We start from the raw sequence: 20,853 nt of genomic DNA, 5'->3' as shown, positions 1-20,853 counted from the left end.
CTCAGCCGACCTGTGCAAACCATGCGCCATAGGCGGGCAACACGAGTTGATCGCCATCGCGCTGGCCCTGCGCAAGGCCATGGCCTTCGAGAATCTGCAGCGAACCCGTCGGCAGTGGCAGCAGGATCGCAACCGAATCGCTCGACAGGTTGAAAATTACCAACACCGTTTGGCCGTCCAGACTGCGAGTGAATGCAAGCACAGGTTCGGCGGTGTCGACAAAACGAATATCGCCCCAGCGCAGCGCCGGTTGCGCCTTGCGCCAGTGCATGAAAGTGCGAAAGCCGTTCAATACCGACGTCGGTTGTGCTTCCTGCTCGTTGACCGCCAGTGCGCGATGTTCCTCCGGCACCGGCAACCACGGCCTGCCGTTGCTGAAACCTGCGTGGTCACCATCGGTCCACGGCATCGGCGTGCGGCAACCGTCGCGACCTTTGAACTGCGGCCAGAACGCGATGCCGTACGGATCCTGCAATGCTTCGTAAGGCACGTCAGCTTCGGTGAGCCCGAGCTCTTCGCCCTGGTAGACGCACACCGATCCGCGCAGCGAACAGACCATCGCGGTAAGCAAGTTCGCCAGTTGTGCCGACGATTTTCCCCTGCCCCAGCGCGTGAGAACGCGTTCGACGTCGTGGTTGGAGATCGCCCAGCACGGCCAGCCCTGGGTCATCTTCGACTCCAGCATCTGCACCGTGTCGCGGATATGCGCGGCGCTGAAATCGTCGGTGAGCAATTCGAAGCTGTAGCCCATGTGCAGGCGATGGTCGCTGGTGTATTCGGCCATCGTGGCGAGTGAATCTTCCGAGGATATTTCGCCCAGCGCGGCGACATCCGTATAGCCGTCCATCAGCGCGCGCAGCTCGGCGAGAAACGCGAGGTTCTCCGGCTGCGTGTTGTTGTAGTAGTGGTACTGGAACGCGTACGGATTGTCGGGACTGAAGCCACGACCGGTGCGTTTTTCCTTCGGCTTGGGCGGGTTGTCACGCAGCTGCTGATCGTGGAAACAGAAGTTGATCGCGTCCAGTCGTGTGCCGTCCACGCCGCGATCGAGCCAGAAACGCACGTTGTCGAGCGCCGCTGCCTGCACCTGCGGATTGTGAAAATTGAGGTCGGGTTGCGCGGCGAGAAAGTTGTGCAGGTAATACTGGCCGCGACGTGGTTCCCATTGCCAGGCCGAACCACCGAACAGCGACAGCCAGTTGTTCGGCGCGCTGCCGTCCTCGCGTGCGTCAGCCCACACATACCAGTCGGACTTGGAATTATCGCGGCTGGCGCGGCTCTGCCGAAACCACTCGTGTTCCATCGAGGTATGGCTCAGCACCTGGTCGATCATCACTTTCAGGCCGAGACGATGCGCTTTCGCCAGCAGGTGATCGAAATCTTCCAGCGTCCCGAACAACGGATCGACATCGCGATAGTCGGCAATGTCGTAACCGAAATCCGCCATCGGCGATTTGAAGAACGGCGCGATCCAGATCGCGTCGACGCCGAGGCTCGCCACATAGTCCAGCCGATCGATGATGCCCGGAAGATCACCTACGCCGTCACCGTCGGTATCCAGGAAGCTGCGCGGATAAATCTGATAGGTGACGGCTCCACGCCACCAGGGGATGTCGATCATTTGCTGCTCTGGACGCTGCTCGGATGAGCGCGGTTCTGTTGGATGTTCGACCCGCATGTCGGCGACGCTCATCAGCGGGTCCTCGTGGCTAGCGGGCAGCTTAATGGCAGCATGTCGATGCCATGGCGAGAGTGCATACGTATTCATGGACGTGCTTCATCGCGGCGCAACATGGCGCGTTCGCATCGACCATGTGTGCTCGCTGGCGGTCGATGCATCGATGTTCGTTCGTTGCGGTTGCTGCAGTCATCGCGATTTCACTCCATTCGTACGAGCGTCCGCCCGATCCAGTGGATGAGATGCACGTCGAGGCATTTGCGATGCATAGCAGCACAATGAATACGTATGCATGAAACGCATCACTGCTGGAGCGCGGCCCTACCATGGCCGCCACGCAGATGGACCGCGTCACGACGTGATGCGTCATCGACGAATCGATACAACGGCAGCGGCTAAGACCATGCCGAACGACAACAAGCAATGCGCAACCCTGGGAGGGGATCACGGTGATACTCAAACGTAATGTGCTGGCCATGGCGCTGGCGTCGATCTGCTTCAGCTCGACCTTTGCCGCATACGCCGCAACGACACCGAAGGCGGACGATGCGGGCAGCAAGGCATGGGCGACACAGGACACCACCGCTCCCGCCGACGACACGACGGCTGCACAGGCGCGTGCCAACGCGAAGTCGAAAGACGCGCCGAAGGTGAAAAAGCTTGAAGCCGTGCAGGTCAGCGGCTTCGTCAGCAGCATCGAGAATTCCACCGCGATCAAGAAGAACGCCGACACCATCGTCGAAGCGGTGTCGTCCGAGCAGATCGGCAAACTGCCCGGCACCAGCATTGCCGACTCGCTCGGCCGCCTGCCCGGTTTGGCCGTCCAGACGGTGAGCGGACGCCCACAGGTACTGAGCATCCATGGCCTGGGTCCGGACTTCAGCACCGCGCTGGTCAACGGCGGCCAGCAGGTTTCCACGTCGAACAATCGTGACGTGCAGTTCGATCAGTATCCGGCGAGCTGGTTCGACAACGTGATCGTGCACCTGACACCGTCGGCCAACATGATCGGCCAGGGCCTCGCCGGCACGGTCGACATGCAGACCATCCGACCGCTGGACAAGGACAAGGCGGAAGGCGCGGTCAATGCGCGTTACGTGTGGGACGGCAAGAGCCAGTTGTCGCCGGGTCCCGGCGTGAGCGACAAGGGCTACAACGTCAATGGCATTTGGGTCGATCAGTTCGCCGATCACACGTTCGGCGTCACGCTGGGCGTCGATCTGGAATCGAACCCGTCGCAGATCGAGCATCAGGCACCGTGGGGCTACGCCAATGCGAGCGATGGTTCGCTGCTGGTCGGCGGTTCCAAAAACTACGGCATCTCCGATACGTTCAAGCGCCAGGGCCTGCTGACCTCGTTCCAGTGGAAGCCGAACGAATTCATCAACAGCACGCTGGACCTGACCTACGACAACTTCAAGGAAACCCAGCAAGCCAAGGGCATCGAGTTTCCGCTCGCCTATGGCTCGGGCGTTTCGCTTGAGCCGGGCTACAACTCGCAGAACGGTTTCGTGCAGAGCGGCACCTACGACAACGTCAAGGGCGTGATCCGCAACGACTACAACCAGACCAAGGCGAAGGTGTGGAATATCGGCTGGCGCAACGAGTTCAAGTTCAGCGACAACTGGTCCGGCGAACTCGATGCCAATTACTCGCGCGCCGATCGTCGCGACTTCCAGCTCGAGAGCTATTCGGGCACCGGCTACAACGTCGGCTCGGGCGCTACCGATACGCTCGGTTTCAGCGAACTTCCCAACGGAAAGCTTTTCCTGGACCCGATGCTCGATTACGGCTCGAACCAGATCGTGCTCACCGACCCGCAGGGCTGGGGCGCAGGCGGTAGCCCGGGCGTGGTGCAGGCTGGTTTCATCAACCAGCCAAGCACCAACGACTATCTCGCCAACCTGCGCGCGAGCGTCAAGCGTGACTTCGTGTCCGGCCCATTCTCCAGCGTCGAAGCCGGCGTGGTACGCGGTACGCGGCAGAAAAACTACACCATTGGCCAGACCTTTCTTACCTTGGGCGGCGGCGTGTTCAGCCCGACCAATACGCCGGTTGAAACCGCGCCGTACACCGGCGGCACCTGCGATCCGCTCGGCTGGATGGGCATCGGTCAGCAGGCCTGCTACAACCCGCTCGAAATGATTTCCAACGGTACGTACACGGAACTGCCGACCTCGCTGTCGTCGATCGCAGTACCGCCGAACTGGAAGGTCAACGAGCGCGATCTCACCTCGTATCTGCAGTTCAACCTCGACACCACCGTCGGCAGCGTCGGCCTGCGTGGCAACGTCGGTATCCAGGTGGCGCACACGGATCAGACCTCGGACGGCCAGCGTGTGACGGCGACCACTGCCAATGCCGCGGGCCAATCCAATGCGATCCTGGTGCCGGTGAGTGGCGGAACCAATTACACCCGCTACCTGCCGAGCGCCAACCTGATTTTCAGCTTCAACGAAAACAACGATCTGCGCGTCAGTGCGGCACGCGTGATGGCGCAGCCGCGCATGGATCAGATGAGCGCGAGCCTTGGCGTTACCGGCAACATCACGCACCTGACCGAAACCGATCCGAACCAGTCGTACTTCAGCGCCACCGGCGGCAACGCCGAACTGAAGCCGACCATGGCCGACAACTACAACATCAGCTACGAGCACTATCTGTCCGGCGACACGTCCGGTTATCAGTGCAACGCCAGCGATGCGAAGCAGTCGGACCTGTGCCGCAGCGCCGGTGGTGGCGGCTACATTTCGGTGTCGGGTTACTACCTGAAGCTGAAGGATTACATCAATCCGACCGCGGCTTATCTGTATGACTTCGCCGCGCTGGTTCCGTCGTACCTGACGCCCGCACAACAGGCGCAGCTGGGCACCACCGAAGGCATCGTGTCCGGGCCAACCAACGACGGCCGCGGTTACGTGAAAGGTCTGCAGACCACCTTCAACCTGCCGTTCGGCAACTTCGCACCGGCGCTTGGCGGCTTCGGCACCATTCTCAGCGGCAGCTACACCAAGAGCGCGCTGGTGTATGCCGGCAACACGAATCCGATCACCGTGCCGGGCCTTTCCAAATGGGTCGCCAACGGCACGCTCTACTACCAGCACGACGGTTTCGAAGCGCGCATCGGCGACGATTTCCGTTCGAGTTTCCTGGGCGAAGTGTCAGGCATCAGCGCCACGCGCATCGAGCAGACCATCAAGGGCGGAAGCAGCTACGACGCCCAGGTCAGCTACTCGTTCGATCATGGCCCGCTGAATGGCCTCACCTTGATCGCGCAGGGTTCCAACCTGTCGAACAAGGCCTTCGTTACCTACCAGAACAACGACCCGCGCCAGGTGCTGACCTGGGAGGAATACGGTCGTCGTTACGAAGTGGGCGTCTCCTACAAGTTCCAGTAATCCTTCTTTCATTGCCTCCCCCGCAAAGCCCCGTCGCGCACGTCGACGGGGCTCTTTTTTTGACGACTCGGCGTGAGTCGGCTATTGAGAAAGCGCCACACGGAACCCCGGTACCCGCATGAACGATTCATCCATTCGAAATGTCGTCATCGTCGGCGGCGGCACCGCGGGATGGATGACCGCCGCGCTGCTCGGCAAGGCGCTCGGTCCGCAATTGCAGATCACGCTGATCGAGTCGGACGAGATCGGCATCGTCGGCGTGGGCGAGGCGACGATTCCGCAGATCCGTCACGTCAACGAGTTCCTCGGCATCGAGGAAGACGAGATGCTGCGTGCCACGCAAGGCACGATCAAGCTCGGCATCGAATTCAACGACTGGCAGCGCATCGGCCACAGCTACATGCACGCATTCGGTGACATTGGATTGCCGATCGGGTTGCTCTCATTCCAGCACTACTGGCTGCGCAGCCGGCAACAAGGCGACATCCACGACCTGTGGTCGTATTCGCTCAGCGCGCAAGCATGCAAGGCGCGTCGTTTCGATCGCATGGAACGTGTCGGCAGCAGTCCGCTGACCGGCCTGCGTTACGCGTATCACATCGATGCCGGACTCTACGGACAGTTCCTGCGCAGCCATTGCGACCCGCAAACGGTGCGGCGCGTGGAAGGCAAGGTGGTCGATGTTTCGTTGCGCGCCGAAGACGGCTTCATCGAATCGGTGCGTTTGCAAAACGGCGACACCATCGCCGGCGAACTGTTCATCGACTGCTCGGGTTTCCGTGGCCTGCTGATCGAAGGCGCGCTGAAGACCGGCTACGAAAACTGGCAGCACTGGCTACCTTGCGACCGCGCACTCGCGGTGCCCAGTGCACGTATCGAGCCGATGCGTCCGTTCACTCAGGCCAGTGCGCGACCGGCGGGTTGGCAATGGCGCATTCCGTTGCAACATCGCAGCGGCAACGGCCATGTCTACTGCAGTCAATTCATGGGCGACGACGAAGCCGCGTCGATATTGATGGCAAATCTCGAAGGCGAAGCGCTGGGCGAACCCCGCCCGCTGCGCTTCACCACCGGCATGCGTCGGCAATTCTGGAACCGTAACTGCGTGGCGCTCGGGCTGGCCAGCGGTTTCATGGAACCGCTGGAATCGACCAGCATCCATCTGGTGCAATCCGGTATCAGCCGCCTGCTCGCGCTGTTTCCCGATCGTCATGTCGATGCGGCGTTGCGTGACGAATACAACCGCGCGACACGTTTCGAATACGAGCGCATCCGCGACTTCCTGCTACTGCACTATCGCGCCACCGAACGCAACGACACACCGTTCTGGCGTCACTGCAGGCAGATCGAGATGCCCGAAAGCCTGGCGCGCAAGATTGACCTGTTCCGCAGCAGCGGGCAGATTTTCCGCGAGGGCGAAGAACTGTTCACGGAAGTCGGCTGGATGCAGGTGCTGCTCGGCCAGGGCATCGAGCCGACGCGTCATCATCCGCTGGCCGATGCCATGCCCGCCGCCGAACTCGACGAATTCCTGTCGCATATCCGCACCTTGATCGATCGCGCGGTGACAACCATGCCCGGGCATTCGCAATTCATCGCCAGCCACTGCGCAGCGGCCGGTTGATCGGCCTTCCGACTCGGAGACATCCATGCGTTTTCGCCTTGTCATGTCATTGCTGTTTCTTCCACTGGCGATGGGGCTGCTGGCAACGACATCCGTCGCCAGCGCGCCCACGAAAACACGGCACGCGCACGCCGCACGCAGCACATCGCCATCAAACGTGTGGTACGAAATCTTCGTGCGCAGCTGGTACGACACCAACGGTGACGGCATCGGCGATATCAACGGCGTCACCGCGAAGCTCGACTATCTGCAATCGCTCGGTATCAGCGGCATCTGGCTGATGCCGATCAACCCGTCGCCGAGTTATCACGGCTACGACGTCACCGATTACGATGGCATCAACCCGCAGTACGGCAGCATGGCGGATTTCGAGCGCCTGCTGGCCGAGGCGCACAAACGCGGCATCAAGGTGATCATGGATCTGGTGATCAATCACACCAGCGATCGACATCCTTGGTTCCTTGCCGCGCAGCGTCCCGACGATCTGCATCACCACTGGTACACCTGGGCAACGCCGGGCACGAATCTCGCTGCCATGGGCGCCACCGATTCACGCGCGTGGCACGCGACGCCGGATGGCCGGCACTATCTGGGCATCTTCGCCGGCAGCATGCCGGATCTCGATTACGACGAGCCCGAAGTGCGCCAGGCGATGATCGATGTCGGGCGGCTCTGGCTGTCCAAAGGTGTCGATGGTTTTCGACTCGATGCTGCCCAGCACATCTACGACGACTTCGAATCGCAGAAAAATGATCGGCGAATTCTCGACAAGAATCTCGCGTGGTGGTCCGCGTTTCGTCGCGGTATCGACACGGTGAATCCGCACGCGTATCTCGTCGGCGAAGTCGCGCGCGAGTCGCCCGAGGAAATCGCCGGCTACTTTCATCCGTTCGATGCCGCGTTCGATTTTCCGCTCGCGCAACGATTGATCGATAGCGCAAGAACCGAACGCAACGACGGACTCGACGATCTGCTGGAACGCAGCGACGCGCTGTATCGCAAAGCCAGCAGACGCGATGGCGTCGACGCACCGTTCCTGTCCAATCACGATCAGGACCGCGTGATGAGCCAGCTCGGCGGCAACGCATCGCACATGCGCATGGCCGCGGCGATGCTGCTCACCCTGCCCGGCCAGCCGTTCGTCTATTACGGCGAGGAACTCGGCACGCTCGGCCGCAAACCCGATCCGGACCTGCGCGAACCGATGCGCTGGTATCGCGATCCGCACGGCAGCGGCGAGACTTCCTGGAAGACGTTGAACACCGCTGACGGTCCCAATATTTCGGTGCAGGCCGAGCAGCGCGATCACCATTCGTTGCTGCACTTCTATCGCACGCTGATCGACTGGCGTCGGCAGGTTTCCGCATTGCGCGATGGCAGCGTGCGCGCATTTCGCACCGGCCATCGGCAGGTGGTTGGCTGGGCATTGACCGACGCGCACGAACACGTGTTGGTGCTGCACAATCTTTCCGCGCAGACCCAAAGCATCGAACTGCACGGGTGGTCGTTTACTGCGATGCAACTGCACACCGACGCGGGCACGGCCATCGCAAATGGACGGCTAATCATGCCGCCCTACAGCAGCGCCGTGCTGCGCTGATTCGCGCACGCATCGCGCGAACTACGAATACGGTGGCGGCCGTTTTGCCCAGGTCAGCTTCGGTCCGACGACGGGCACGGTCAGCATCGTGCTCGCCACCGCCATCAGCAGCAATGCGGTGAACGTGGCGCTGGTGATCAGGTTACGGTCAAGCAGGATGTTGACGAAGATGATCATGATCAGCGCCTTCGTCTGCAGCAGCCAGCCGATCGTCCACGCGTCGCCCTTGTCCCATTTGAGCATGCGTCCGGCGAGCTGCAGGCCGGCGAGCTTGCCGCCTACGGATGCCACCAGCAGCATGAATGCGGCAATGAACACCGACAGGCCGCCGACACTCCAGTTGGTGCGCAACCCGGTCGAAAGAAAGAACACCGGCATCATCACCAGCAGCACATGGCGTCGCAGCAGATCCATGTGGTCCTGATCGAACCATTCGCGATCGATCACCGCGCCAGCGAGGAATGCGCCGACCATGAAGTGCAGGCCCGAGCGATCGGCCACGTAGCCGCAGGCGGCAAGCCAGATCAATCCGACGTACCACCGATCGGACGCAGGCAGCCAGCGCATCAGCCGACGAAAGCCCCACGCCACCGGCGCGAACAACAACAGGAATGCAGCCTGCGTACCGACCCGTTCCCAGTCCAGCAGGATCAGCGCGAGCACGGCCCAGATCGCGAGATCGTCAAGACTCGCATAACGCAACACGCGCTGGCCCAGAGGCTCACGCAGGATGCCCAGTTTCTCCATCAGCAGAATCAGGATCGGCAACGCCGTCACCGCGCACGACATGCCCACGCCGAGAACGAATTGCCAACGCGTCGCGGCCGGCCCCATCCAGCCATCGCGCCAGGCGAGCATGCCGATCGCCGCCGCACAACCGAACGCCAACGGCACGCCAAGCGCGAGCCCTGCCGTGATGCCCGATTCGCGCCGCTGCAGCCACACCTGCTTGATGTCCAGCTCGATGCCCGCAATCCACACGAACACCATCACCGCCCACCACGCCAGGCCGTTGAGCGCCTGGATCACGGGCGGATTGAACACGCTGGCGTAGTAGTGCGGAAAGATCGCACCGAGGATGCCCGGGCCGAGCAGGATGCCGGTGATGATCTGCACGACCACCAGCGGCGCGTAATAGTCGGTGCGCGCGAGCCGCCAGATCAGGTACGGCACGCTGAAAATGATCGTCATCGCGATCAGGAATGCCTCGGCCGTCATGTGCTCCCCTTGCTGCAGATACCTGCGCCAGCATCGCAGATACGCCGCGCGCGTGCCACGCTGTTCCGCGTTGTGCAGTGCGTCGTCGATCGGTCGATGAATACGTTTGCAAAACACGCATGCCTGCGCGGGCGCGGCCTACTATGGACCCTCTTTCAAGTCCGTCGGCGCTACATGCATGATCGACGACGCGTCACGCGAACGAACGTCGCATGCGCGACCTTTCCCGTACTTTCTGGAGCTTCCGGTGAATCGATCCGCTCAGCGTCTTCCACTCGCTCTCTCCATCGCCATGGCGCTTTCCGGCGCGCTGCTGCTTTCCGCATCGTGCATCGCTGCGGTGCCTTCCGCGAGTAAGGCAAAACATGTGGCAGATGGCGGCTTCGACATCAAGCTGGGCCGTGACGTGGTGCATGTCGGCATGACCACAGCACGCGCGCTGCACGTGGAATTTCGCGCGGACGGCAAGCCGGCGACGCCATCGTTCATGGTCGATCCGACGCTGCATCCCGAATCGACGGACAGCACCGTGCATGAAGACGCCTCCACCATCCATCTGGATTCGCCGCAACTTCACGCCACCTGGAACAAGCACAAGCACGAGCTCAGCGTGGAAGACGCCGCGCACCATGTGCTGCTGCGTGAAACCAACCTTGCAGAACTCGGCCAGGGCCATATGAGTCTTGGCCATGCGGCCGACCAGCCGATGTACGGCATCGGCGGCTACAACGCGACGGAAGATGCCTCCGCCGGGTTGCTGCGCGACGGACACCAGAAAGCCACCGCAGGCGAACAGGGCCACGCGGGCTCCCCGTTCGTCTGGACCACGGCCGGTTACGGCGTGCTGGTCGACAGCGTCGGCGCCGACTTCGAACTCGGTGCATCGAGCATCGATGCGCACGTGCCGAAGGGCGCGCTCGGTTACTACGTGGTCGTCGGCAAACCGTCCGAATTGTTCGGCGCCGTCGCCACCATCTCCGGCCCGTCTCAACTGTTTCCGAAGTGGGCCATGGGTTTCACCAACAGCCAGTGGGGCATCGACGAGAAAGAGTTGATCGACATCGTCATGACCTACCGCAAGAAACACATCCCGATCGACAACTTCACCCTCGACTTCGACTGGAAAGCGTGGGGCCAGGATCACTACGGCGAATTCCGCTGGAACCAGGAGAAGTTTCCGCAAGGTCCGACCGGCCGTCTGAAGCAGTTGCTGCAGCAACTCGACATGCAGCTCACCGGCATCATGAAACCGCGCATCCACGTCGATACCGAGCAGGGACGCTACGCAACCGCGCACGGTTTCTGGTCGCCCGCCAGCAAGGCTGCGCCGGATTATTTTTCCACGAAGCCCGTGCGCGAGCTGGACTTCGACCAGCCGGCGGTGCGCGCGTGGTTCTACAACGACAAGCTCAAGCGCTCATTCGCCACCGGCATGCACGGCTGGTGGAATGACGAGGCCGACGACGTCGGCAGCGACACGCAGTTCACCAATATGCAGCGCGCGCTCTACGACGGGCAGCGCGCGTCGTCGCCGTTGCGCGTGTGGTCGATCAACCGCAATTTCTATCTCGGCGCGCAACGCTACGCGTACGCGATGTGGTCGGGCGATATCGCCACCGGCTTCGACAGCATGGCCGGCCAGCGTGCACGCATGCTCAGCGCGATCGACGTGGGCGCGATGCAATGGGGCATGGATGGCGGTGGTTTCAACCATGGCACGCCGACGCCGGAAAACTACGCGCGCTGGATCGAGTTCGGCGCGTTCACGCCGATCTTCCGCGTGCATGGTGAGCTCGGTCAAAAACGTCAGCCATGGGTTTACGGGCCGATCGCCGAGAAAGCGGCGACCGACGCGATGCGCTTGCGCTACTCGTTCATTCCGTACATCTACAGCTACGAGCAGACACGACACACCACGGGCGTCGGCCTCGTGCGCCCGTTGATGTTCGACTGGCCGAACGATGCCAGCGTGCGCAACGACGTCGATGCGTGGATGTTTGGCGACAGCCTGCTGGTATCGCCCGTCGTGGCGCAGGGGCAAACCTCGAAGGACATCTACCTGCCCGCCGGCCGCTGGATTGACTGGTTCAGCGGCAAGGTCCATTCGGGCGAACAGACGATTCACTACGGCGTCGACAGCAAGAGCTGGGGCGACATTCCGCTGTTCGTGCGCGATGGCGCGATCATCCCGATGCAGCCACCGATGGATTACGTCGGCCAGCATCCGTTGGTCGAAATGCCGGTCGAGATTTTTCCTTCCGCGGCGCGCACAAGCTTCGACTACTACGACGACAACGGCAGCGACTACAGCTACGAGCACGGCAACTACTTCAGCCAGACGCTCGCGGCGCAACGCAGCGGCGACAGCGTGACGGTGGAAACCGGCGACGTGCGCGGCAGCTTCGCGCCAGCGCTGAAGTTCTACCTGCTGAAAATCCACGGCGGCGCCGCATCGAAAATCATCGATGGCGGCACGCTCACCTCCTTCACCAGTCTCGACGCGCTGCAGAAAGGCAATAGCGAAGGCTGGGCCAGCGGCAAGGATCGTTTCGGTGCGGTGACCTGGGTTCGGGTCGCCGCGGCAAAGGCGCAGCATCTCGCGCTCACATTCGGGCACTGACGCCGCAACGCGTCAACTGCCCTTTCGGGAAACACCGATCGTGTCGTTCCACCGGTCACGCCGGCTCCAGCGATGGCATCGCATGTTTCCGATGCATCCACGCATCGCGTGGATCAATCAACGGAGGAAGGATCGATGACCGATCGGATGTTCAACCAACGCAAGACGACGCGCACCGCACTCTGGTTCGCGCTCGGCGTCACGCTTTTCGCTGGCGCGTTGCCGGGCCAGGCGACGGCGGCCGGCAACGACAACAACGTGGAATGGAACGGGCTGTTCCATGATCAGGGGCCGCTGTTCGACAACCATGTGGAGCCCACCGCAAGCCAGGCGGTGACACTCACGCTGCGCACGTTCAAGAGCGACATCACCAGCGCCAGCATCAAGTACTACGACAATGCCGACGGCGCATTCCATGTCGTGCCGATGAGCTGGTCGTCCAACGATCCTACCGGCACGTTCGATTACTGGAAAGGCACGATACCGGCGAGCAGCTCGGAGAAGTATTACCGCTTCCAGATCAACGACGGCAGCGCGACCGCATGGCTCAATGCGGCGGGCACCACGTCGACCGAACCATCGGCTGGCGATTTCTACATCATCCCCGGCTTCACCACGCCGGCATGGATGAAGAACGGCGTGATGTACCAGGTTTTCCCCGATCGTTTCTACAACGGCAGCACCGCCAACGACGTCACCAACGGTCAGTACACCTACGCCGGTTGCGCGACGGAAAAACATGCGTGGGGCACCAGCGTCGTATCGAACGTGAGCGGCTGCAACAGCGCGGTGTTCTTCGGCGGTGATCTCGCCGGCGTGGATCAGAAACTCGGATACATCAAGGGCACGGTCGGCGCGGACATCGTGTATCTCAACCCGATCTTCCATTCGCCGACCAACCACAAATACGACACCGAGGATTACACCACCGTCGACCCCGCGTTCGGCAGCAACGCGACGTTGCAGACGTTGAGCGCGGATATCCACGCCACCAGCAACGGGCCGAAGGGTTACCTGATTCTCGATGGCGTGTTCAACCACACCGGCGACACGCACGCGTGGTTCGATCGCTATCACTACTGGTCGACCAATGGCGCGTACGAATCGCAGTCGAGCACGTGGTACGGCTACTACGATTTCCAGAGCTGGCCCAACACCTATTCCACTTTCTTCGGCGTACCCAGCATGCCGAAACTGGATTACGGCGCCAGCGGCTCGGCCGTGCGCAATGCGATCTACGCTGGCAGCACGTCGGTAGTGAAAACATGGCTGAAGGCGCCGTACGCCATCGACGGCTGGCGACTCGATGCAGCGCAATACCTCGACGCCGGCGGCAACGACGGCAGCGACGCCACCAATCACCAGCTGATGGCCGAACTGCGCAGCGCGGTGAAATCGGTCAACGCCAATGCGGACATTCTCGGCGAGTTCTGGGGCAACGCCGGGCCATGGACTGACAGCGGCGATCAGTGGGATGGCGCGATGAACTACGACGGTTTCACCCAGCCGGTGTCGGAATGGATCACCGGCCAGGATTACAGTGGCAACGCTGCGTCGATTCCCGCGTCGCAATTCGACAGCTGGCTGCACGGCACCCGGTCGAACTATCCCACCGACGTGCAGCAGGCGATGTCGAATTTTCTGAGCAGCCACGACATCACACGGTTCGGCAATCGCGCCGGCGGCGACATTTGGAAAACCTATCTCGCGCTGTTTTTCCAGATGACCTACGTCGGCACGCCGACGATCTACTACGGCGACGAATACGGCATGCAGGGCGGCGCTGATCCGGACAACCGCCGAACGTTCGACTGGACTGTCGGCACCGCCACCAACAGCGCGGTCGCACTCACCGGAAAACTCACCGCGATCCGCAACGCGTATCCCGCCCTGCGCACCGGCTCGTTCATCACGCTGCAGACCGACGACACCAACAAGATCTACGCTTACGGTCGCTTCGACGCGACCAACCGGATTGCGGTGGCGCTCAACAACGATTCGGTGGCGCACACGATCACGCTGCCGGTGTGGCAGCTCAGTGTCACCAACGGCAGCACATTGACCGAGTTGATTTCAGGCACGCATTACACGGTGGCGAACGGACAGGTCAGCGTGACGGTAAACGGTCACTACGGCGCGATTCTCGCGCAGTAGCAAACGCCTGCGATGCGGCACGGCGAACGCCGTGCCGCATCGCGTTCAACGCACGTGCCGACGGCAGGTGAAGAAGCCGTTGAGCGTGAGTCGGCCGCGGCGCGGATCGGCGCTGAGCTTTTCCGGCGACACGATGTCGCCGGAATGCAACATGGCACCGTTGTAGAAAATCATCCGGTTCCAGCGTGCCGGCACGCTGCCGATCTGTTTGAAGTGATCGTTCGACGAATGGATGTAGCCCGGCTCGATGCCGTACTTCGCGCTGAACGCCTCGTTGGAAAGCACGATGGAATCGTCGTACAGCAACCGTGCCTGCGATGGATCGCGCGGCACGTAGAAGCTGGTACCGCCGAGGCTTTCGTCCTTGAACAGATACAGCACCGACGCCTGGATGCTGTGCGAGCGATCGATCGCCGGGTTGTCGTTGTGGCACACCCACTGGTATGGCCGCAGTTCGTGCGGCTGCAGCGTCACCATCGCCAGGCGGCTGTGCAGTTCCATCAAGCGGCGCGCATCGAACAGGCCGCGAATGTGCGCGTTGAAGAAATCACGCAAACCTTCCTGCACCTGGATCGGCAGCGACAGATAATTGCCCGGGTACGCATTGAAATCGACGCGGCGAAACGCATCGCTCTGCATGGCAGCCGCATCGACGAAACGCTCGGGTTCCAACAGCGCGTCGTCGACCACGGCGCAGAAGTCGCCGTTCTCCAGCGGCACGCGCTCGATCGTCGGATTCGGATTGAACATGCTCGCCTTCGATGCCGCATCCCGATGCGGCCTTGACCACACGTTAGAGAAAGCGGCGCGCAGACTCAACCGCGCCTGTGCGCATGCCGCCGGCGATGGCATGATGCGAAGCCGGCATGAATACGTATGCATGGGCTGGTTGCTGCAGTGCGACGCTGTCTACCATGCCCAAGGTCCTGCGCCTGACGCCGCGAGCTGCCCTGACGACACTGCCTCCGAGGACTGCGCCGATGAACCACTTCACTCTTTCCGCCACTCGCCCTTCCTGCGCGCGCGAGGTGTCGTCATGCTGAGTCTTGTACTGGCGGCGGCGCTGGCTGCCAACACGACCGCGACAACATGGCAGAACGGCCTGGATTGGCACGGCGCGCACGTCAACATGACCGCTGATGCGAACAAGGGTTACACGCTGGCGTGGGCGTACGGCCAGCGCGTGATTCCCGCGCCACCGATGCGCGCCGATACCGCCAGCCCGTTATTCGACGGACTGTTCGCGATGGCGCAGGACGACCTCACGCAGGACTCGGTCACCGCGATCCGCGATGGCGCGTTCGATCACGGCCAGCCGATTCCCTGCCTGTGTTTCGAGACGGGACTCAAGTGGCCTTACGTGTGGACGCGCGATTTGTCGTATTCGATCGACCTGGGCTTGTGGCGTTTCGATCCGGAACGTTCGCGCAACGGACTCGCTTTCAAACTTTCCGAAGTACGCGACCCGAGTGCGCCGCAGGGTTTGCTGGTGATGCAGGACACCGGCTCCGGCGGCAGCTGGCCGATCAGCACCGATCGCGTGGTGTGGTTTCTCGGCGCGCAGCATCTGCTCGGCGACAAGGCTTTCGCGGACAACACGTATCGCGCGATCGGCAACACGCTGGCGCAGGATCGGCTGTATGCATTCGACGACGCGCTGGGTCTTTATCGCGGCGAGACGTCGTTCCTCGACTGGCGCGAGCAGACGTATCCGGCGTGGACGGCCGACAACGTCGTTGCCATCGCCCAGTCGTTTGCCCTGTCCACCAATGTGCTGCATTACCAAGCGTTGCAGCTGGCCGCCACGATGGCGAAGGCGCGACACGACGGCAAGATGGCCGACGGTTTCCGCAAGCAGGCGGCGTCATTGAAAACGGCGATCAACGCGCATTTCTGGCGCGCCGATCGCGGCATGTACATGAGCTACATCGGTGGCGACGGCGCGCCGAACGACACCTACGATCTGCTCGGCATCGCGCTGGCGGTGACCAGCGGCGTGGCCGATGGCGAGCGCGCGAAGCAGACACTGGCGAACTATCCGACCTGGCCCGCCGGCAGCCCGGTGATCTGGCCCGAGCGCGCCGACCAGCCGATCTATCACAACCGCGCGATCTGGCCGTTCGTGAGCGCATATGCTTTGCGCGCCGCGCGCACTGTCAACGATCCCGCGCGCATCGCGCACGAAATCCAGTCGGTGATGCGCGGCGCCGCGTTGTACGGCTCGAACATGGAGAACTACGAACTGCTGACCCAGGGCCAGCACGTGGACGACGGCGCACTCAGCGGGCCGGTGGTGAATTCGCCGCGCCAGCTCTGGTCGGTGGCCGCGTACTTCGCAGTGGTGACCGAAGGCGTGTTCGGCCTGGACGAAGACGGGCGCGTGCAGCCGAAATTGCCAACCTCGCTGGTGCCGATGCTGTTCGGCACGCGTCAGTCGATCACACTGACCCTGCGCGATCGCAGCATCACGTTGCAGTTGCCAAAAACATCCAGCGGCAACCTGCTTATTGCCGGGCGCAGCAACACCACGGGCAAGGACACCGTGGTGCAACTTAAGTCGGTGCATGTGAACGACTCGCCGCTGCGCATGGATGCCTCGCTCAACGCGCCGATCGCGCCGGCCGCGCCGGAACTGCAACCCGATGGCGACGGCTGGCGCGTGCAGGTCGATGGCAAGGCGCAGCTTTACGTCAACGGTCGTGCGCAATCCGCCGTGGTCGACACCACGCATCTCGCGCATCGCGCCGGTCTCACCTGCGTCAGTGCCACGCGCGCGGACCCGCATGGACTCGAATCGCTGCACAGTCCCGAGACTTGCGTGGGCGACACCGCGACTGTCGGTGGTGATTGGCCGCGCGCATGGACAGCGCCGACCACCGGCAGCTATCGCGTGAGTTTCGATTACGCCAACGACCACGGTCCGATTACCACCGGCGTCACCGCCGGCGTGAAGATGCTGGTGGTGCAATGCGCCGGCAGCGACGATCAACGCCTGCCGATCGTGTTGCCGCACAGCGTCGGCATGCAGCGTTCGACCTGGGCCACGTTCAACGCCAAGGCGAATGCCGCGTGCCATTTCAACGTCGAAGACGGTTTCAACATGAGCTATCTGGCCCACTTCGCCCACTTCACCGGCGGCGCCGGTGGCAGCGATGGCCCGCTGAACAAGGCTGACGTGCACGACATGCTGATCAGCCCGCTCGAAGCAGAACACGGCAGCCGATGAGAGATCGTCGCGCATGACGAACAAACCCGCGCTGTCGTTCTGGCAGATCTGGAACATGTGTTTCGGATTTCTCGGCATCCAGTTCGGGTTCGCGTTGCAGAACGCCAACGTCAGCCGGATTTTCCAGACGCTTGGCGCGGACGTGAAAGACATCCCGGCGCTGTGGATCGCCGCGCCGCTGACCGGGCTGATCGTGCAGCCGATCATCGGCTATTACTCCGACCGCACCTGGAATCGTTTCGGACGTCGCCGGCCGTATTTTTTCGCCGGCGCAGTGCTCGCGACCATCGCGTTGCTGGCGATGCCGAACTCGCCATCGCTGTGGATCGCGGCGGGGCTGCTGTGGATCATGGATGCGTCGTTCAACGTGTCGATGGAACCGTTCCGCGCTTTCGTCGGCGACCAGTTGCCGCCGTCGCAGCGTCCGCTGGGTTACGCGATGCAAAGTGTGTTCATCGGTGTGGGCGCGGTGATCGCATCGTTCCTGCCCGCCGTGCTCACGCACTACGGCGTGACCAACACGGCGCCGGCCGGCTTAGTGCCGCACTCGGTGAAGTACGCGTTCTACTTCGGCGCCTTCGTGCTGCTGGCGGCGATGCTGTGGACCATTTTCAGCACGCGCGAATATCCACCCGAACAGCTCCAAGCATTTGTCGAGCAGCATGCGACCGAGGCGCCGCGCGACGTGACCGGCGCGTGGAAAATCGGCGCGCTTTTTCTCCTCTCCGGCCTGATCCTGCTGGCTCTCATCAGCCGCTTTGCGCTGGAAAAAGAGCTTTACCTGCTGGCCGGCGGCCTGACTGTTTTCGGGATGCTGTTCGTGTGGCTCGGTTCCACCCGCAGCGAGGGCGTGCTGCGCCAGATCATGGGCGACCTGCATGGCATGCCCAAGCCGATGCGGCGGCTCAACTGGGTGCAGTTTTTTTCGTGGTTCGCGATGTTCGCCATGTGGATCAACACCACCTCCGCCGTATCGCAGAGTTTCTATGGCAGCAGCGACACGACATCTGCCGCGTACAACGAAGGGGCGAACTGGGCTGGCGTGTTGATGGGCACGTATAACGGCGTGGGCGTGCTGGCGGCCATTGTCATTCCGCTGCTGGTGCGCGCGTTCGGCCTGCGCATGAGCCACCTGATCAATCTGTGGCTAGGCGGCATCGGCTTGCTTTCATTCTTGCTGATCCGCGATCCCCTCTGGCTGCTCGCGCCGATGATCGGCGTCGGCTTTGCGTGGGCATCGATACTCTCGTTGCCGTATGCACTGCTTTCGGACAATTTGCCCGCCGCGAAAATGGGCATCTATATGGGCATCTTCAATTTCTTCATCGTGATCCCGCAGTTGCTCGCCGCCAGCGTGCTCGGGCTGTTGCTGAAACTGTTCTTCCACGGCCAGCCGATCTATGCGCTGGCCCTGGGTGGCGCGAGCCTGATCGTGGCGGGGCTGTGCACGTTGCGCGTGCAGAAGCCAGTCGCTGCCGTGGCGTCATCCGCTCACTTGTAGCGACACGAATGTTCGCGATTCACACCGACAACGGCGCATCGACGATGCGTGTGATTATGCTTGGGTGTCTTTCACAAACATCGGACAACATTGCCGGAATGGCTTCTGAAGTGTCACACCGGCTACTGGCACTTTTTTACCGAGGCAAGAAGGTTGCCGCCACCGAACCCGTTGCCGGCATAAGATTTTGAAATGGACCCAGCGCCGGCGTCGCTGACTTCAACAAGCAAGTTGACGTTGCCGAATCGCACAAGCTGAATTGAGTAGCCGTTCGCGATTGGACGCATCAAGGTCTCGCCAGCGTGTCCCATGTCCTCCCATGTAGAGGCGATGCAATCACCGACAATGCGAGCCGGCCTTTTACTTGAGTAGACGGCAAGAGCGCCTTTTTCTCTGGCGTCTTGGGGAGTCGCGCACCCGCTTATAGCCAGACAAAGAAAAGCCATGATTGCGCCATAACGGCATAGACCCGACATGAAGCTCCTCGCAATTTGAATAGATACGACTCTCACTCTCGAGCAAGAATTTCATGATGTGGATTTGTGAAACCACGTTGCATCGGATCATGAAAGCAAACAAACCACTTTTGCCCTCAACGCAAGCTCGACCTGCGCACCATCAGCTTCACCGGCAGCACTTCGCTTTCCACCGGCTCGCCGCGCACCAGCCCGAGCAGGCTGTCGACGAGAACGGCGCCAGCCTGGCGCGTGTCCTGCAGCACAGTGGTGAGTGGTGGATTGACGAAACTGGCCATGGCGATGTCGTCGAAGCCGGCGACAGCAACGTCCTGTGGCACGCGCAAGCCATGGTCGCTGAGCGCGCGCATCGCACCGATGGCAATGAGATCACTCGCTGCGAATACTGCATCGAAACCGATGTCGCGCATGATCAGTGTGCGCATCGCTTCATAGCCGGAGCTCTCGGTGCTCTCGGCGTTTTCCTGCAATGCGGTGTCGATCTCCACGCCGGCTTTTTCCAGTGCCGCCGAGTAACCGCGATAACGCTCGAAGAATTCCGGATAGTGGCTGGAAGCATCGCCGAGAAACGCGATGCGGCGGCAGCCGCGATCGAGCAGGTGCCCGGCGACGGTATGGCCGCCACAAAAATTGTCGCAGCCGATCGAGACGCCGGGCTGGTCCGGCAGCACCGCGCCCCAGCGCACGAAGCGCGTGCCCTGATCGACGAGTTTGTCGAGTTTGCCGCGGTACGCGAGGTAATCGCCGTAGCCGAGCAGGATGATGCCGTCGGCTTTCTTGCTGTCGGCGAAATCGGCGTGCCAGTCGCGCGAGAACTGTTGGAACGAAATCAGCAGGTCGTAACCTTGCTGCGCGCAGGCGCGCGTAATCGAGCCAAGCATCGACAGGAAAAACGGGTTGATATGCGATTCGTCGGCGGTTGGATCTTCGAACAGCAGCAACGCCAGCGTGCCGGTGTGCATCTTGCGCAGGTTGGACGCGTTCTTGTCGACCTTGTAACCAAGCTGCTCGACCGCCGCCTCGATGCGCCGGCGGGTTTCCTCGTTCACCAGCGGGCTGCCGCGCAACGCGCGCGACACCGTGGCCTGGGATACACCGGCCAGATGGGCGATATCGATGGATGTCGCTTTGCCCTTCATCCGCAGTCCGATCCGCAACGTCGATACGGGCGGCGCATCGCCGACCCTGCCGAATCCTAACCGCTTTGCCCGGCACTGTCGCCGCTGGCCGGCGCGCGTGCGCAACCACGTTGCGAAGCGCCTCTTGCGGGGCTTCGGCGACATCCGATGGCGCTAGGGTTGCGCGTCCACTGTCACGTCGTTGACGCTCTCGCTCCGCTGTCGCGCTTCGCGCGCGTC

General features: G+C 62.0%; 11 protein-coding genes. 7 read left to right on the top strand and 4 right to left on the bottom strand.

Annotated elements, in window-relative coordinates:
* Position 1 precedes the first annotated feature (1 nt).
* On the bottom strand, positions 2-1,621 hold the full coding sequence (locus tag GSQ73_RS05820; protein WP_158882474.1) for an alpha-glucosidase family protein: 1,620 nt from the start codon (positions 1,619-1,621) through the stop codon (positions 2-4).
* 506 nt (positions 1,622-2,127) lie between these two features.
* Here GSQ73_RS05820 and GSQ73_RS05815 point away from each other — a divergent pair.
* The 3 genes from GSQ73_RS05815 to GSQ73_RS05805 all read left to right on the top strand — a co-directional run bounded on the left by GSQ73_RS05815 (position 2,128) and on the right by GSQ73_RS05805 (position 8,300).
* Positions 2,128-5,076, top strand: a complete 2,949-nt coding sequence (locus tag GSQ73_RS05815; protein ID WP_158881997.1) for a TonB-dependent receptor — start codon at positions 2,128-2,130, stop codon at positions 5,074-5,076.
* A gap of 118 nt (positions 5,077-5,194) precedes the next feature.
* On the top strand, positions 5,195-6,700 hold the full coding sequence (locus GSQ73_RS05810) for a tryptophan halogenase family protein (RefSeq protein WP_158881995.1): 1,506 nt from the start codon (positions 5,195-5,197) through the stop codon (positions 6,698-6,700).
* A 25-nt stretch (positions 6,701-6,725) separates the two neighbouring features.
* A complete protein-coding gene (locus tag GSQ73_RS05805; protein ID WP_158881993.1) occupies positions 6,726-8,300 on the top strand; it encodes an alpha-amylase family glycosyl hydrolase in 1,575 nt (524 codons plus the stop codon).
* A gap of 21 nt (positions 8,301-8,321) precedes the next feature.
* Here the strand turns inward: GSQ73_RS05805 and GSQ73_RS05800 are convergent, their stop codons facing one another.
* Positions 8,322-9,635, bottom strand: a complete 1,314-nt coding sequence (locus GSQ73_RS05800; protein ID WP_254063298.1) for a cation:proton antiporter — start codon at positions 9,633-9,635, stop codon at positions 8,322-8,324.
* A 130-nt stretch (positions 9,636-9,765) separates the two neighbouring features.
* On the opposite strand from GSQ73_RS05800, the gene GSQ73_RS05795 reads away from it, so the two are divergent.
* Together GSQ73_RS05795 and GSQ73_RS05790 are read left to right on the top strand one after the other, a co-directional pair.
* Positions 9,766-12,138, top strand: coding sequence for a TIM-barrel domain-containing protein (locus tag GSQ73_RS05795; RefSeq protein ID WP_343160829.1), 2,373 nt, complete (start codon positions 9,766-9,768; stop codon positions 12,136-12,138).
* A 135-nt stretch (positions 12,139-12,273) separates the two neighbouring features.
* Positions 12,274-14,292: a glycoside hydrolase family 13 protein gene (locus GSQ73_RS05790; RefSeq protein ID WP_158881991.1), complete on the top strand. Its 2,019-nt coding sequence runs from the start codon at positions 12,274-12,276 to the stop codon at positions 14,290-14,292.
* Positions 14,293-14,337: 45 nt separating this feature from the next.
* On the opposite strand, the gene GSQ73_RS05785 is transcribed toward GSQ73_RS05790, so the two are convergent.
* The gene (locus tag GSQ73_RS05785) at positions 14,338-15,042 is read right to left on the bottom strand and encodes a DUF6445 family protein (protein WP_158881989.1); all 705 of its coding nucleotides are present in this window, start codon (positions 15,040-15,042) and stop codon (positions 14,338-14,340) included.
* Positions 15,043-15,328: 286 nt separating this feature from the next.
* Between GSQ73_RS05785 and GSQ73_RS05780 the strand changes: the two genes are divergently transcribed.
* Positions 15,329-17,518: a Six-hairpin glycosidase-like protein gene (locus GSQ73_RS05780; RefSeq protein WP_158881987.1), complete on the top strand. Its 2,190-nt coding sequence runs from the start codon at positions 15,329-15,331 to the stop codon at positions 17,516-17,518.
* Positions 17,519-17,531: 13 nt separating this feature from the next.
* Positions 17,532-19,019 carry an MFS transporter gene (locus tag GSQ73_RS05775; RefSeq protein WP_158881985.1) on the top strand — a complete coding sequence of 496 codons (1,488 nt, stop codon included), beginning with the start codon at positions 17,532-17,534 and terminating at the stop codon, positions 19,017-19,019.
* A 592-nt stretch (positions 19,020-19,611) separates the two neighbouring features.
* Here the strand turns inward: GSQ73_RS05775 and GSQ73_RS05770 are convergent.
* Positions 19,612-20,634, bottom strand: a complete 1,023-nt coding sequence (locus GSQ73_RS05770; RefSeq protein WP_158881983.1) for a LacI family DNA-binding transcriptional regulator — start codon at positions 20,632-20,634, stop codon at positions 19,612-19,614.
* Between the last annotated feature and the right edge of the window lie 219 nt (positions 20,635-20,853).

Origin of the sequence: Rhodanobacter sp. L36, assembly GCF_009765755.1 — a bacterium.
Taxonomy (GTDB): domain Bacteria; phylum Pseudomonadota; class Gammaproteobacteria; order Xanthomonadales; family Rhodanobacteraceae; genus Rhodanobacter.
The sequence above is the reverse complement of the archived record's forward strand: the minus strand, read 5'-3'. Positions and strand labels throughout refer to the sequence as shown.

Coding starts and splice junctions, on each gene's coding strand:
- GSQ73_RS05820 (WP_158882474.1), bottom strand. CDS start 1,621: ATGATCGACATCCCCTGGTGGCGTGGAGCCGTCACCTATCAGATTTAT.
- GSQ73_RS05810 (WP_158881995.1), top strand. CDS start 5,195: ATGAACGATTCATCCATTCGAAATGTCGTCATCGTCGGCGGCGGCACC.
- GSQ73_RS05805 (WP_158881993.1), top strand. CDS start 6,726: ATGCGTTTTCGCCTTGTCATGTCATTGCTGTTTCTTCCACTGGCGATG.
- GSQ73_RS05790 (WP_158881991.1), top strand. CDS start 12,274: ATGACCGATCGGATGTTCAACCAACGCAAGACGACGCGCACCGCACTC.
- GSQ73_RS05785 (WP_158881989.1), bottom strand. CDS start 15,042: ATGTTCAATCCGAATCCGACGATCGAGCGCGTGCCGCTGGAGAACGGC.
- GSQ73_RS05780 (WP_158881987.1), top strand. CDS start 15,329: ATGCTGAGTCTTGTACTGGCGGCGGCGCTGGCTGCCAACACGACCGCG.
- GSQ73_RS05775 (WP_158881985.1), top strand. CDS start 17,532: ATGACGAACAAACCCGCGCTGTCGTTCTGGCAGATCTGGAACATGTGT.
- GSQ73_RS05770 (WP_158881983.1), bottom strand. CDS start 20,634: ATGAAGGGCAAAGCGACATCCATCGATATCGCCCATCTGGCCGGTGTA.